12 protein-coding genes, 1 tRNA gene and 1 pseudogene are annotated in these 14,034 nt (G+C 50.7%); 10 read left to right on the top strand and 4 right to left on the bottom strand.

Annotation, left to right across the window (positions count from 1 at the left end; all coding sequences use genetic code 11):
* Window positions 1–25 precede the first annotated feature (25 nt).
* The 7 genes from H4F65_RS20840 to H4F65_RS20870 all read left to right on the top strand — a co-directional run bounded on the left by H4F65_RS20840 (window position 26) and on the right by H4F65_RS20870 (window position 9,035).
* Window positions 26–568: a LemA family protein gene (locus tag H4F65_RS20840; RefSeq protein WP_010283086.1), complete on the top strand. Its 543-nt coding sequence runs from the start codon at window positions 26–28 to the stop codon at window positions 566–568.
* A 4-nt stretch (window positions 569–572) separates the two neighbouring features.
* Window positions 573–2,630: a DUF2207 domain-containing protein gene (locus tag H4F65_RS20845; protein ID WP_039320600.1), complete on the top strand. Its 2,058-nt coding sequence runs from the start codon at window positions 573–575 to the stop codon at window positions 2,628–2,630.
* A 67-nt stretch (window positions 2,631–2,697) separates the two neighbouring features.
* Window positions 2,698–4,404 (top strand): DUF6138 family protein, encoded by a 1,707-nt coding sequence (locus H4F65_RS20850; protein WP_010283082.1) that lies wholly within the window; start codon window positions 2,698–2,700, stop codon window positions 4,402–4,404.
* A gap of 69 nt (window positions 4,405–4,473) precedes the next feature.
* Complete coding sequence (locus tag H4F65_RS20855; RefSeq protein WP_010283080.1) at window positions 4,474–5,400, top strand: D-2-hydroxyacid dehydrogenase; 927 nt, start codon at window positions 4,474–4,476, stop codon at window positions 5,398–5,400.
* Between the two features lie 221 nt (window positions 5,401–5,621).
* Entirely contained in the window at window positions 5,622–7,100 is a 1,479-nt protein-coding gene (locus H4F65_RS20860) for a hypothetical protein (protein WP_010283078.1), read from the top strand.
* 299 nt (window positions 7,101–7,399) lie between these two features.
* Window positions 7,400–7,475: transfer RNA gene (locus tag H4F65_RS20865), tRNA-Gly, on the top strand.
* Between the two features lie 225 nt (window positions 7,476–7,700).
* On the top strand, window positions 7,701–9,035 hold the full coding sequence (locus tag H4F65_RS20870) for a tyrosine-type recombinase/integrase (RefSeq protein WP_010283077.1): 1,335 nt from the start codon (window positions 7,701–7,703) through the stop codon (window positions 9,033–9,035).
* 5 nt (window positions 9,036–9,040) lie between these two features.
* On the opposite strand, the gene H4F65_RS20875 is transcribed toward H4F65_RS20870, so the two are convergent.
* The gene (locus H4F65_RS20875) at window positions 9,041–9,310 is read right to left on the bottom strand and encodes a helix-turn-helix domain-containing protein (protein WP_039320615.1); all 270 of its coding nucleotides are present in this window, start codon (window positions 9,308–9,310) and stop codon (window positions 9,041–9,043) included.
* Window positions 9,311–9,412: 102 nt separating this feature from the next.
* The gene (locus H4F65_RS20880) at window positions 9,413–9,676 is read right to left on the bottom strand and encodes a helix-turn-helix domain-containing protein (RefSeq protein WP_010283075.1); all 264 of its coding nucleotides are present in this window, start codon (window positions 9,674–9,676) and stop codon (window positions 9,413–9,415) included.
* Window positions 9,677–9,781: 105 nt separating this feature from the next.
* On the opposite strand from H4F65_RS20880, the gene H4F65_RS20885 reads away from it, so the two are divergent.
* Window positions 9,782–10,027, top strand: a complete 246-nt coding sequence (locus tag H4F65_RS20885) for a helix-turn-helix domain-containing protein (RefSeq protein WP_010283074.1) — start codon at window positions 9,782–9,784, stop codon at window positions 10,025–10,027.
* A gap of 424 nt (window positions 10,028–10,451) precedes the next feature.
* On the opposite strand, the gene H4F65_RS20890 is transcribed toward H4F65_RS20885, so the two are convergent.
* Window positions 10,452–10,604 (bottom strand): hypothetical protein, encoded by a 153-nt coding sequence (locus H4F65_RS20890; RefSeq protein ID WP_155278065.1) that lies wholly within the window; start codon window positions 10,602–10,604, stop codon window positions 10,452–10,454.
* Window positions 10,605–10,833: 229 nt separating this feature from the next.
* On the opposite strand from H4F65_RS20890, the pseudogene H4F65_RS20895 reads away from it, so the two are divergent.
* Window positions 10,834–10,990 (top strand): annotated as a pseudogene (locus H4F65_RS20895) (phage integrase N-terminal domain-containing protein); the annotation flags it as partial.
* Window positions 10,991–11,209: 219 nt separating this feature from the next.
* On the opposite strand, the gene H4F65_RS20900 reads toward H4F65_RS20895, so the two are convergent.
* Entirely contained in the window at window positions 11,210–12,643 is a 1,434-nt protein-coding gene (locus tag H4F65_RS20900; protein ID WP_146235401.1) for an FRG domain-containing protein, read from the bottom strand.
* Window positions 12,644–13,692: 1,049 nt separating this feature from the next.
* On the opposite strand from H4F65_RS20900, the gene H4F65_RS20905 reads away from it, so the two are divergent.
* Window positions 13,693–14,013 carry a hypothetical protein gene (locus tag H4F65_RS20905; protein ID WP_010283069.1) on the top strand — a complete coding sequence of 107 codons (321 nt, stop codon included), beginning with the start codon at window positions 13,693–13,695 and terminating at the stop codon, window positions 14,011–14,013.
* Window positions 14,014–14,034: the final 21 nt, after the last annotated feature.

The raw sequence follows: 14,034 nt of genomic DNA on the forward strand, positions 1-14,034 counted from the left end.
TATCACAGCAAAAAGACAGTTTAAAATGGAAATTTATCTTGGTTTAGCTCTGGTTGGTTTGGTGATTATCTGGGCGATTTTTACCTACAACCGATTGATATCTCTGCGACGTTTTAAAGATGAAGCCTGGAGCGGTATTGCGGTGCAGTTAAAGCGCCGACACGATCTGGCCCCTAATCTTCTGACGTTGGTCAAGCGCTACGCGCAGCATGAAAAAGATCTGCTGGAAGCCATTTCCCGCCAGCGTACTAGTCAGACTGGCAGCACGCGGCAAATTGCTCAGAATGAACGGGAATATTCAGGGACGCTGGGGCGCTTTTTTGCGCTGGCGGAGGCTTATCCTGACCTGAAAGCCAACCAAAATTTCTTCGCCTTGCAGCAATCGCTCTCTGAAATTGAAGAGCAGCTTCAGATGTCTCGCCGTTATTTCAATGCCACGGTGCGGGATTTGAATATTCAAGTGGAGTCCTTCCCCAGCTTGCTAATCGCAAAACTGTTCCAGTTTAAAACCGAAGCGTTCTTTGAACTGGAGAATCCCGCAGAGGGTGACGTTCCACGGATGGAGTGACGTGATGGCAAGGTGGATGGATGCGCTGCGCCGTTACGGCTGGCTGGTTTTACTTGGATGGAGTGTTTTAGTTCAGGCAAACGCGCTGGATAATACGTTTATCCCCGGGGTTAGCGTTGCGCCGGGAACGACGGCTGCTCACCAGACGGCTGATGAACGTATCTTGCTGTTTGATTCGCAGGCTCGCTTCCAGACGGATGGCACCATGCTGGTGGATGAGACCATTCAGGTTCAGTCGACCGGCGAGCAGATCAAGCGAGGGATTTTCCGCACGCTTCCGCTGGTCTGGTATCGGCAGGATGGCAGTACGTTCCGGCTGGCGTACCAGATTACACAGGTGCTGCGAGATGGCGAGCCGGAACGCTACAGCATCGATCAAACGGGCGAACAGATTAAGGTATTGATTGGTCGCACCGATCGTCAACTGCAACCTGGAGTCTATCGCTACCGTATTCAGTATCAGGTGAGTAACCATTTCAGCCGCTTTCCCGATTGGGATGAGCTGTATTGGAACGTCACCGGCAACGGTTGGAGTTATCCAATAAATCAGGTACGTTTTCGCCTGTATCTGCCGGAGCAAGCCGCGTTTCTCTCTGCCAGCGGTAAAGACACACGCCTGCAATCGATTGATGTCTATACCGGTCCGGTGGGCAGGAAAGGTGACAACGCCCGTATTCTGGCTGATGGCAGTATCGAGACGCTCGCGCCGCTGCAGCCGGGGGAAGGTGTAACGGTCGCCTACACCTGGCCACGGAGTATTCTGGCTTCCGCCCCTGCACCGCAAGAGGATTCCCTGCTGGGGAATTGGCTCTCACCCACATTGAAAAGCGGGATACTGTGGTTTCCTCCCTTTCTGATCGTGGCTTACTACCTGTTTTGGTGGAGTAAGCATATAACCCCCCTTGGCTTAACGAAACCCGCAGTCATGCCGTTGTATAGCGTTCCCAATGGCATTTATCCCGGCTATGTACGTTACCTCTGTCAACGAACCTACGATAACGTGGCTTTCTCCAGCGATGTCTTGGATCTGGTTGCCAGGCGTGCGATTGCGCTGACAAAAGTCATCCATAAGCCGAGAAAAAACCGAAGTGGTATGACACAGAGGCGAGAAGAGCAGTGGCTCACTCGCTTACCTGAAAGCGGGTCTGTGAAGCTGACTCCTGAGGATAAACAGCTCCTCAGCACCTTGTTTCCCGGCAAGACGAAGAAACTGGATATTACGGAAACCAGTATGCGTTCGGTGCCAATGCAGAAGGCGCGTAAGGCTCAAGAGGCGCATTATGAAAAAATGCACCCGACGCTGTTTTTATCGAGTGCAGGAGCCGTGAGAGTGGGTCTTGCGCTAAGCCTGCTGGTTCCAGTGCTGTACGGTTTTTTCTTCAATCTCTGGACGGCAATAAGCACGGTTATCTGCATGCCTTTCCTTCTGTTCAGTATGATGCTGTGTCTGCAATTACTGAAATACGCACGCTATTCCGCACTGCTAAAGAATAGTGAGAAAAGTAAAGCCTCGCTTTTTCTGGTGGTGGCCGGGTTTCTCTTTACGCTGCCGTTTGGTCTCGGACTGTTTCGCTTACTGACATCGTCTCAACTGTCGACAGACTATCAGGGAGCCTTATCGGTAAGCCTGTTACTGTGTTTGGGGTTCTTCTGCATTGTCCCGCGTCATACCCAGAAAGGGCTGAATGGCCTGGCCGTAGCCAAAGGGATGACCTTGTACCTCCGCGCCGCAGAAGAGCGCCGTTATGAGACGCTGTATCCGCCCGATGAGCAAGTGACGCATTTTGAACGTATGCTGCCTTATGCGCTGGCGTTGGGCGTGGGGGAAACCTGGGCCAATACGTTTGCTCAGTATCTGAAAAGCCACCAAATGGTCTCTGACGTGTTCTCCAGTACGCAGTGGGGCGGTATTTCCCAGTTCAATAGCGCGTGTAGCGCCTCGTCAAAGACGGTGGTGAGCTCCGGCTCTGGTGGGGGAGGCGGCAGCTCCAGTGGTTCAGGCTCTTCCGGCAGGGGATCGTCGGGAGGCGGTTCCGGCGGTGGTGGAGGTGGCGGGTGGTAAACATCATCAAGCACCGTGCTTTGGGGCAATGTTTCATCTGCGATAAATAATAAGGAAAAATAGAAAAATGACGGACAGGCATTCAAACGAAACCGGGGTATCACCACAAGACGACCTGCCGATGCGGGACGAGTCGCTTGCGGCAATCAACAAATGGTTTGATACGCAGGAGCAAAGGGACGGGCTCGATGAGATTATATCGCGAACGACATTGCAGGCGGGCATCCATCACGATGTGATACTGGATTATGCGCCGGGCCACACGAAGATATCCCCGGAGTCGAAGCGTGATGCCGACGGGCTGTATCCCGGTAGTCGCAAAGGCGCGTTGAGCGTCGCGCAAATACAGGAAGAGGTGATTCCGGCACTGACTCAGACTATCGCGCAGCGAGTTGAGAAACTGGCCGATACGGCGCTGATTGACTACCGATTTTGTTTCCGTGCCGTGTTCCCGGCAATCGAAGGTCGCCTGCTGGTCACGCTATTTACGTTCACCAACGAGGTGAAAAAACAGAGGCTACTTGAGTCTATCCACGTCTATACCGATCGGTATCTTACCCACGGTAGTGCGCCGACGGAGCCGCTGCAAACGTTCTTTCTGGCTCGTCACCTGCTTGATGTACAGCTCTTTCCCTCGCAGGATATCCGCTGGATCATGACTCAGTTTGAGCGTATTCAGCAACGAAACTCAGGACAGGCTGAATTATCAGAGCATCGACGCAATATTGTCGGCGCATTAAAAAAGTGGGTAGAGCCGCAATTTCTGTTGCGGTATTGCGACGTGCCCCAGCCTAAGCAGTCCTTTCAACCGGTAATCTATACCCTTAAACCCGGAATCAGTTTGGATTGGCAGGATTCACAACTGCTTCACCCCGTCGAGCTCGTGCTCTATGCGGCAGTCATGATCCTGCGTTATGAGCCTTCCTACAGTAAGTCTCAGGCGCTGGAATATCTGGATATCGCGAAGCAGTTGGGCTACCCGCGTGCAATCAGCATGATGGAAGAGGGAAGTGGTACGTTTGAGAAAGCGCAGATTAACCTGAAGAACGAATCGGTGGAATGCGTGGCGAATGATGTGTTTTCTACCATCACGATTCGTATTCGTCAGGAAAGCGCCGAAGCGTATGAGCAGGCTCTGCTTTTCATTACGCGCTTACTGACGCTTGGTTTCCCAAAGAGCTACAAGATCATCCTGAAATCGTCGGTGCGACAGTACCTTCCTATCAAGGGGCTGGCAAAATCAGATACCCATCGTTTTTTTGCTAACGCGTTGCAGTATGCATCGAACTATCCGCTTCTTGAGGATTATGCGCGTACTGCGATTGAAGAATTTGAATGGTACGCCGATTCGGAAGGCGAAAAGTGCTGTATGCCGGGAAGCTATGCGGTATTTGGTCTAGGTCTGACCGAGTCGGGATACTTCCCACTCGTCAAAGATTACATGGAAAGTGTGGATGATGAGCATCAATCGGTACAGGATGCCTTCATTCGTGCATTTTTTGATAAGCATAGCGTGACGGCGCAGAACGTGGCGACGCTGGTTGCCTGTCTGAGCCATGCGACAGAAAGCCTAAAGTTGAATATGTTGCCCGCGCTAGAGAATGATGCGTTGTTCGAACAACTGGTTGAAGCAGTGCGGATGCGGGAACCCGCCGTGATAGAACATATTTTGTATCTCATCTGGGGCAACACTAAAAAGCTCGCTGCACTGGTGAAAAAATTGGAAGCGAAGCGCGGCGCGCTACTGACGTCGCTCATTCAGGCTTCTGCCTAATCGTAAACGTAATGAAGATAATAATCGGGGTGAGGCCGAAGGTGCCTCACTCTGCTAAGGAACGTGCTTATGACCGCTATTCTGCTGCTGGACTCGCGGGCCGATGAGATTGGCTCTGTCTTAAACCATGCGACACCAGAGCTTGAGCTGGTGCTCTCGAACGGTACGGCAGAGCAGGCCGCAAGCTGCCCGATTTGGCTTGGTGAACCTGATACCGCTGCCGCATTGCTGGCTCAGGGAGCCAAACCAAAGTGGCTACAGTCGACCTGGGCAGGGTTCAAACCGCTGTTGGCTGATGAGTTGCCGCGTGATTACCGTTTAAGTCGTGCCGTTGGCGTGTTTGGGCAGCCTATCGCCGAATATGTGATTGCCTATATGCTCAGGCATGAACTGCGTCTGGGGGAACGGCAAATCAGTCAGGAAGAACGGCGCTGGGATCACCGTTTACCAGGATCGCTGGCGGATAAAAACGTGCTGATTGTCGGTGCGGGAGAGATCGGCTGTGAGGTCGCAGGTTTTCTACGGCCGTTTGGCGTTGAGTTATATGGCATCGTCAATACGCCGAGGCAGCAGCCTGATTTTAGACGGATCATGAGCTTAGCAGAGTTACTCGCTGCGGTACCGAAGGCCGACTATGTCATCAATCTCCTTCCTGATACTGCGGCAACCACCGATATCTATGATGCCCGTCTGTTTGCTGCCATGAAGCCTTCGGCGCTGTTCATTAATGTCGGGCGCGGTAGCGCCGTGGTGGATGATGATTTACAGGCAGCGCTGCGTGATGGACAGATTGCGGGCGCAGTGCTTGATGTATTCAGGCAAGAGCCGCTACCGTACCGTCATCCATTCTGGAACACTCCGAATCTGACGCTGACGGCGCACATTGCGGGGCCAATGGTGCCGGGGCTAATGGGACGATTATTTCTGGAGAATCTTGTTCGCTTCCAGGCTGATGATACGCTGCGTGGCGAGGTGGATTTTAGTCGCGAGTACTAAATAATTATTGAGTAAATTATCAATGAGCGAGTTAATTATATTTGATAATAATTAACTCGCTCATTTAAAAGATTTCATTTTAAATATTTTTGTAAGATTTTATTGAGATCATACAGCGTGTCGGTGTAATACTACGTCCGCTTAACGTTCACTATTCGTTAATTATTAAATAATAAGTCTGCGTTCTATTTTAGAATCCTCAAGGATAAGGAAATATTGGGATGAAATACCATAGTTTAAATCTATATCTTGCAGCTGCCGGATTGGCGTTCTGCATGGGGTCAGCGATTGCTGAAACCAGCGTTTCTGTCGAAGTGAAGGATATTGGGAAACTGCAAAAGAAAGGCACGGTTTCTGTATTTGATGCTCCTAATAGCATACAAGCGCATGCTGCAAGTAATTATAAATTTCACAAAGCGGAAAATGAGGGGGTTGTTGTTATTGCTCCCAATGCACCAGCTGCACAGGCTGATGCAAAAAGCGCACAAAAAAAGCCGTTATCAAGCAGTCAGGCTCTGGCCAATGACAGCTCATTCACCCCGCTGTGTCCGACTCTTTCCGTAAACTCTATTTATACGCTGGACGGGCTGCAAAGTGGAGGCAGCGCCTGTTATCACTTTGAAATCACTCAGCGTGCTAAGACAACCGCCTTCGTCGTAGGCATGAGCCCTGAAACAGATATTGCGCTTAGCTTGATGCGGGATGATGGCCAGAATAATGTGACGGCAATTAATTATTCAAACCAAGCGGGGAATGCTGATGAGGCTACGTTGGATTTAACGCCACCGGGGCATTATTACTGGTTTATGGAAGCCAATACGGCAGATGGTTCTGCTTTTAATTTTGGTGCCATTGTTAATACGAACGTTGATGCTTATGAGCTGAACGATATTCCCTCTTTAGCCTATCCCTTGTCCGATAGTCTTAGAGAAATTGAAGGTAACTCTGATAGTGATTCTGATGCGGATTACTACGTATTTACCGCAACCCGTGGCCAGCATGTTTTACTTCGCTTTGATGGCATAACAAGTGGAACAAATAATAACTGGTTACTGGCGTCTTCCACTGATGGTGGTAATACCTGGACAACCCGTAATGCCGGACAGGAAATTACGATCATCCCTTCTCAGCCGAATGAGAAAATTTTGGTGAGAGTGTTGCCTAATCCATCAAGATTACCGACGGTGTCTCAGAAATATAAGCTAACTTTAGGCTCCAAAATTGTCAGGTTTAGCCATTCTGTTACGGGGGAAAGTACCGTCCTGCGTATCCCAAGTTCTGCACCGACAGCTTTTGGTTTTATGACCACGCAAGCCTATCGGGATGTTACCTGGGGAGTGACGATGGCGGACTCCACCGGCGCGGGTATCCCCAATATTGTGGCGATTCTTATACTCGACCAACGAGAAAACAACGGTGAGCTAGAGTTTAATGCTGCCAATGCTCACGGAATAATCACTGATGCAAACGGCAACGCTTCTGGGTCTGTGAAATTGGATAACTGTTATGCTGATTACACGACACAGTTCCAGGACTACAGTCAGGGCTATATTAATACGTGGAGAACAACCTACGATGTGGGTGCATGGCGTATTGAAGTCCCGGCTCAGAGCGGTGTTGGTGTGGGAGGTAATGTCTCTACTCACGTCACATTTGGACACATCTGTAAGCAAACGTTGTTGAAAAGCGTAAAATCCTAATACGCATAAGCCAATGAAATATCAGGCCGCCTTAACTTCAGGCGGTCTGGTTGTGGAGGTGGGCCTATAGCTTTGCCTCCACTGCGTTGGTGCTGGTTAAAACTGGATGGTAAGGTTTTCAGTGAAAAGGGCTTGCCACGTAAAGTTGATTGGTACATAATGCTGACCGTCGAATCATATTGTTAGTAAATAGTGATTAAATTCATTAGGTTACACGTGATTTGACAGGGTTTGGTCAGTCTTAGTTTCAGCACAGTTTGCTTTTTGCTGAAAGTAAAAGACAATAAATCCGATTCTCTGCGGGAATAGCTCAGTTGGTAGAGCACGACCTTGCCAAGGTCGGGGTCGCGAGTTCGAGTCTCGTTTCCCGCTCCAATTATTGTTCTATAGATGTCCATTAACGTCTGTAGCCTCTTGATTCAACAGGGTAATCGCTCTGTTGAGCATCCAGCGAAATCCGCTGAAAACCACCGTCAACCACGCCGAAGTAGTACACAAATTAGTACACGACAATCGGGTGAACGGCGGGTGCGGATTGTTTGCTGAGTCGCTTCCCTGTGCGCGGTACACCTCTCTTCAACCCTGAAGGAGGCAACCCCTATGGCGTTAACCGATGCCGTCGCCCGGCAGGCCCGCACCACCGGCAAAGCCTACACCCTGAACGATAGCGAGGGGCTGTCGCTGTTCGTGACCGCCAGAGGCACGAAGAAATGGCACTTCCGTTTTTCGTTGCAGGGCAAACAGCAGCGCATTTCCTTAGGTTCCTATCCTGAATTTTCCCTTAAACAGGCGCGCCAGCAGCGCGACGAACTGCGCGCGCAGTTGGCCGGGGGCGTCGATCCGCGCAGCTATCGCCAGCAGTCCAACGCTGCGACGCAAAATACCTTTGATGCGGTGTTCCGCCAGTGGCGCGACTTCAAGGCGCTGAGTCTGGAGAGCGGACGGCAAAGCACGCTGTCGCAGATCGATCGCATCTTCGCCAAAGATGTGCTGCCGTCGCTGGGCGACCTGTCGATTTTCGACGTGGAGCCATCATATATTCTGGCGGTTCTGCGCCGGATAGAGCAGCGCAAGGCGTTTACCACCGCTGAGAAAGTGCGCACCTGGCTGAACCAGCTATTCCGCTACGCCAAAGTGGAAAAGGGCGTGCGCTACAATCCGGCTAGCGATCTGGATATCGTAGCCGCGCCCCGACCGCCGGTGACGCACAATCCCTTTTTACGCATGGATGAATTGCCGACGTTTCTGCGCACGCTGCGCGACTACGGCGGTCAGGAAACGACCAAACAGGGGTTACGGCTGCTGTTGCTGACCGGCGTACGTACCGGCGAACTACGCCTTGCCGAACCTGACCAGTTCGATCTCAAACGCGGGTTGTGGATTATCCCGCCCGCATCGGTCAAACAGTTGCAGGTGAAAATGCGCCGTGAGGGTAACGGCGTGCCGCCGTATGTGGTGCCGCTGCCGACACAGGCTATTGATATTGTGAGGCAGCTTCTGGCGTTGCAGAAACACCGCCCGGCGCAGCGTTACCTGCTCGCCCACCGCAACAATCTGCAAAAGCGCATCAGTGAAAACACGCTTAACGGCGCATTGAAGCGCATGGGCTATGCCGATCAACTGACCGGCCACGGCATCCGGGCGACGATCTCGACGGCGTTAAACGAACTCGGCTATCCGAAAGAGTGGATCGAGGTGCAGCTATCCCATGCCGATCCGAACAAGATCCGCGCCGCCTACAACCATGCGTCTTACGTTGAACAGCGGCGGATGATGATGCAGGAATGGGCCGACCGGCTGGATCGGTGGGAAGCCGGGGAACCGGTGGCGAAAACCGCAGCGACGCAGGGCGTCGGCGCGTTTGGCATGGCGGCGAACAGTCGGATATGGCCTGCTGAGGGCTCGCCGTTGTTACGCGAGGTTATTTTGCGCTAAGCGGCTTATCCCTTTTTCCACTGAACGGTTTCGCCTTCATATAATTTCAGGATGAGTTCTGCGAAGCCGTCATCGACGGTGTAAAAGTAACTTTCAGGCACATTAAGAACGCGGGCAAAGGCGCACATCATTTCGAAAGTCGGGCGGTGTGTGCCGCTTTCATACTGAGAGACGCGCGACCGTGCGGTCGCTTCTTCAATGCCCGCAAGCACGCCCAATTTTTCCTGCGTCATTTTGGCACGTAAACGGGCCACTTTAAGGCGAGTAGGTAACATACTGGCACCATTAATCATCCGTAGTGATGCCATGTTTAGCATTGCTTTACATATGAGTTGCTTAGAGTCCCTGAACAGGCGTGGTTTGCCAAAAAAGAAGGATCAGAGGGTGTGTGTTTTATATTGGCGATAAAGATCGAGCAGAATTTCCGCAAATTTGTCATCGACGGTATAGAAATAGCTTTCTGGTACATTCAGCACCTTCGCAAAGGCGCACATCATTTCAAATGTCGGGCGATGTATCCCGTTTTCATATTGCGAGACGCGTGAACGCGCGGTTTCCTCTTCGATCCCCGCCAGTATTCCCAGTTTTTCTTGAGTGAGATGCGCATTAAGCCGCGCGGATTTAAGCCGTACAGGAAGCATAGTCAACGCCGTGGCTGGATATTGACTTGCTGTTTAGCATTACTTAACATCGTAGTTGTTTAGAGGTGCTGAACATTTGGCGATAACGGCATAGGGGAAGGGAAGATGGACGGTAATGACTGGCATCCGGCAGATATCATTGCGAGTTTAAGAAAACAGGGAACAACATTGTCGGCGATTTCCAGAGAGGCGGGATTGGCGTCGTCCACGCTGGCAAACGCGCTGACGCGGCACTGGCCGAAAGGCGAGCGCCTGATCGCCGAAGCGCTGAATAAGCGCCCTGAAGAGATCTGGCCTTCGCGCTATCAAAACACCGGGCGCGGACGGGGTAGGGTAGGGAAGCCGGATTGAAAATCAACTTAGCAGGGATTTACGAAACTTTACATTTTGCACGAATGGATCTCGGCGCTCCCTAACGGATTTCTATGGAATGGGAATCCGTTAGGGAGCCAACAAGCGCAGCGCGTTAGCCGCTTGATGCGGTAAAGCTGACGCAGTAAGTTATGGGTGCTTTATCGCTGCGAGACGCAGCATCCCATGTTGCCGCGACCTTCAAGGCAATGCGCAGGCCAAACCTGTGAGGTCGGCACCCAGCCCGCCATTGCTGCCATTCTGCGGGCGCTCGCTTCGGCAACGGCAGTTACCTTATCTCCGCGCCTTAGTGCTGCATCCTGTTCGTGAAGCCACCGCTTTGATGCTATCCGTTTACGCGCTGATGCGTGTTTACACTCTTATCGCCAGTGACTGGCGCAACCGTCCGCGGCCTTTTGCTGCCTCAGCGAATGTATTCATGAGGCAGCGGCGTCACTTCATACGGCGCAAAGCCGTTGCAAGTGACGCCGCTAACGATCTCTGCGCCAGCCCTTGCGCCACAGCGCTTTCCGGCACGACCTGTCATCTGACGCACATATTCTGCGTCAATTCTCATCACCCCACTTATCAGAGGAGAACTGAACCGATACCTGAGGCAGGCTTTCAGCCTGAGGGGATTACCCTGCTGATGCAGGCGGCTGCACCGAGTGCATAACCGATATCCCCGCCATACCTCAACCGCTGCCGCTCCGGCGCGCAGGTATTGTTCAGTGCGGCACAGTAAATCCGTGTCGTAAATCGCCGTGCGCCGGAGAACAGAGGTTATTAAGGATGGGGGATAGCATATGTCACGATTAAGCCGGGAAATGCAGACGCTGGCCCGACAGGCCGGCGGTTGCCATAATGACGGTTCATGACCGACTAAAAATTGCAGAGCGGCTTTCCAGTCATCTGCTGTCTTTGAATATTCAGATCCGCACGGTGCAGCATCTGAAAGCAAAATGCTTATTCTATTGATTTGATTTAAGGATTACCGACGAAATCCAGCTTAGCGGGGTTGAATAGGATGACTGGCCTCTTTTGAGCGAGTTGGGCTGGGATTATTTGACGTGCAAAAAGTCTAGCGAATGCTTCGAATTCAAACATGCAGTCTGGCTTTGAACAGGAGTAGAACGCCCCGTGAGCGGAGGAGACCATCTTCTGGTCCTTACAACTGTCTCTTCAGCTCGAATCAAGACATTGGAAGAGCGCATCGCCGCTGCAAGAGGCGCGTGAAATCGTATTTAAAATGTCGTTTCCAAATTCGATCTCAAAAGCATCGGGCATCCATTTCTTAAAGCTGCTGTTCCTAATGTGCCCCACCATTGAGTCGCAATTACCAATTAAGAATAACTGCGTAAGTGCCCCCATTGCTTCGGCGATATCGTCGTCCTTGTAGGGCAGATTTCGCATGCCATTCCATGCGGATTGAATTGCGCATAGATACTGGTCGACTTCCAATTGCCCCACAAGCCCATCGACTTTCCAAACCGTTGCACGGGCCCGCAAGCCTGATTCTCGCGACAGAGCGCCAAGAAATGCGGTTCTGACCTGCAAATGAGCGGAAGGTGCACCGAGCCCAGACCGAACACGGATGTCGATACTATTTCCCACTACGTCATGGAACTGTTCCTGACGCTCCAAGAGCCATGGAGAAAGCTTCGCCTTGCTCCAGCTTTCGAGTTGCACTGGTGCTTTGGCAAACACCGACTTCTCGTATCTTGCCGGATCGCTGATCAACGATGCTATCTTGACCTTTACCCCTTTCCTGATTAGATCATCTATCATCTTATGCATGTATTTTTGCCCTCTTCTCCGCTGTTCTAAGACTTTAAATTCGTCGAGGAGTTGTTCAAGATGGCTCTTTTGTGTGGGATAAATTTGATGTCGAGGCGGATACGCAGGTAACCCAGTCCATGGAAATTCAATTCGATCCATGTCGTATATGCGATACCAATCGTGGTTTACATATAGGAAGTGGCCGTGCTGAGCCTGAAGACGCCATAGATTGCTGACATCAACTGACACTGGTTCGACCTTGATATCCGCACCAATAAACTTTGCGTGTTCCTTGTAGAAGTTGACAAGATGTTCGGTGTTAAGACAGAAGATTGCTGAGACTGTGCTTTCATCGAGTTGCTGCGACGTATCCGATGCGAAAAATCCGGCGACGCTCGGATCAGTGGTGAAGTCGATGTAAGTTGTCGGGTAGCCGTAATGTTGTAGTATTGCGAACAATGAATTTTGGTTGGCGGTGTCTGCGAGGTACGCCAATTCAGGGACAAGACGTGCCCAATCAAGGAAACGGGCAATATCTTTGTTGAGGTCGTCCAGTTTCGCGCCATATTTCAGCTTCCGTTCCATTGACGATGATGGCATCCAATCAGCCCGCACTTGGCCGCGAAACCAGTTGTATTTCCCCTCACGCTTGAGGTTCGAGGCGAGTTCAATCGCCTCTTCGACGTTCGCCACTGTTGCAATTCGCATAAATATTTCCGAAAGCTCGCCATATGATGCAGCAAGCATAGTGCGACAAGGAGGTTTTTCAAAAAGAACTTTGCAATGACGAACTCCTTCAGCAATCTTCCAGCGCTGCTCGTCACGAACTGTGCCCACAACGATAACTGTGGTTGTTTAGTACTGTGGGGCGATCTCATTGTGCCTACCCACTGCGACGAGCTAAGAATTAAGGATAGACCCTGTATACGGCTTTACTAGCGTGCATGGATGTCGTGCGCTCTTCAAGCTCGATATCAAATCACAATTGAAGGGCTTGACAGCGTAGCTGGGTAGTTGTGAAGCCACACACTAGCCAGCGTACCTTGTGTCCGGCCACCTGCGCCGGGTCGCCGCCATATACGAACACTCGCCGAGAACCTGCTGTTCCTAGGGGGGAGACAATCGTTTCCAGACTGGCAGCTTGGGAGTACTGCTTACCTCTGTAGAGCGTCTACCTTTTGCAATATAGCGACCCTACACGTCAGAACTGTGATCGTGAGGCTCGCTACAAAGCGGTCACCGGCCTGCGACAGCCCTTATGCTTCCGAGGGCTCTGGCATTACCTGTCATCTGACACACATTTTTTGAGCCAATTCTTATAAACCTACTCATCAGAAGAGGACTGAACCTATACCTGAGGCAGGCTTTCTGCCTGAAGAGGTTACCCTGCTGATGCTGGCAACTGCACTGAGTGTATAACCGATATCCTAACTGCTCCGGTGTGCTGGTATTTTTAATAGTGTGGCACGGTAAATCGGTGTCGTAAATCGCCGTGTGCCTGAGAACAGAGGTTATTGAGGATGGGGGATATCCTATGTCACGATTAAGCTGGGAAGTGCAAGCGTTTGCAGCTCTGCAACAGAAATGCACAGGACTAGCGCTGATGTTGCAATTGGCTAAAATGATAGATTGGTGATGGGCACGAGCGGTTTGTGAAGCAGGGTTATGGTAGAATATAATAGGCCAGTTAATTTATAATTTCTGTCTGCTAGCGAGACCAAAACGACGCAGCGTTCAGAATATTTTAGGCATATTTCAGCACAAAATTACTCCGTGCTGACCAAAGAAAATCCTTTAATATGTAAATTTTTAGTGAAATCATTCAGGTCGATGCTGCATTTCGACGTTGCTTAATTCAGGCGTTATACCTAAAAGGAGACAGATGTATGGAATGGTATTGGTGGGTAATATTTTTAATTGTTGGTTTTGTAGTGTTAAATGCCTTCCATAATAAGAATAGGCGAGCGAAACTCATGAATAAATACGGTGACGCTGCTCTCGTAGATAGGTTGATGAAACGAATGTTTTGGCAGGGGCAATCAAAAGAGCAATTATTGGATTCTTTGGGTAAACCATTAGATATTGACCAGAAAGTTTTTAAAACAAAAGTCAAAGAAGTTTGGAAGTATAATCAAACTGGAAAAGGCCGTTATGCCTTAAGAATTACTATAGAAAACGGAGAAGTTATTGGATGGGATAAAAAATAGTCATAGAAACGGCTATTTTTT

The sequence above is a fragment of the Pectobacterium brasiliense genome (assembly GCF_016950255.1).
Lineage (GTDB): Bacteria > Pseudomonadota > Gammaproteobacteria > Enterobacterales > Enterobacteriaceae > Pectobacterium > Pectobacterium brasiliense.

Coding starts and splice junctions, on each gene's coding strand:
- H4F65_RS20840 (WP_010283086.1), top strand. CDS start 26: ATGGAAATTTATCTTGGTTTAGCTCTGGTTGGTTTGGTGATTATCTGG.
- H4F65_RS20845 (WP_039320600.1), top strand. CDS start 573: ATGGCAAGGTGGATGGATGCGCTGCGCCGTTACGGCTGGCTGGTTTTA.
- H4F65_RS20850 (WP_010283082.1), top strand. CDS start 2,698: ATGACGGACAGGCATTCAAACGAAACCGGGGTATCACCACAAGACGAC.
- H4F65_RS20855 (WP_010283080.1), top strand. CDS start 4,474: ATGACCGCTATTCTGCTGCTGGACTCGCGGGCCGATGAGATTGGCTCT.
- H4F65_RS20860 (WP_010283078.1), top strand. CDS start 5,622: ATGAAATACCATAGTTTAAATCTATATCTTGCAGCTGCCGGATTGGCG.
- H4F65_RS20870 (WP_010283077.1), top strand. CDS start 7,701: ATGGCGTTAACCGATGCCGTCGCCCGGCAGGCCCGCACCACCGGCAAA.
- H4F65_RS20875 (WP_039320615.1), bottom strand. CDS start 9,310: ATGTTACCTACTCGCCTTAAAGTGGCCCGTTTACGTGCCAAAATGACG.
- H4F65_RS20880 (WP_010283075.1), bottom strand. CDS start 9,676: ATGCTTCCTGTACGGCTTAAATCCGCGCGGCTTAATGCGCATCTCACT.
- H4F65_RS20885 (WP_010283074.1), top strand. CDS start 9,782: ATGGACGGTAATGACTGGCATCCGGCAGATATCATTGCGAGTTTAAGA.
- H4F65_RS20890 (WP_155278065.1), bottom strand. CDS start 10,604: ATGAGAATTGACGCAGAATATGTGCGTCAGATGACAGGTCGTGCCGGA.
- H4F65_RS20905 (WP_010283069.1), top strand. CDS start 13,693: ATGGAATGGTATTGGTGGGTAATATTTTTAATTGTTGGTTTTGTAGTG.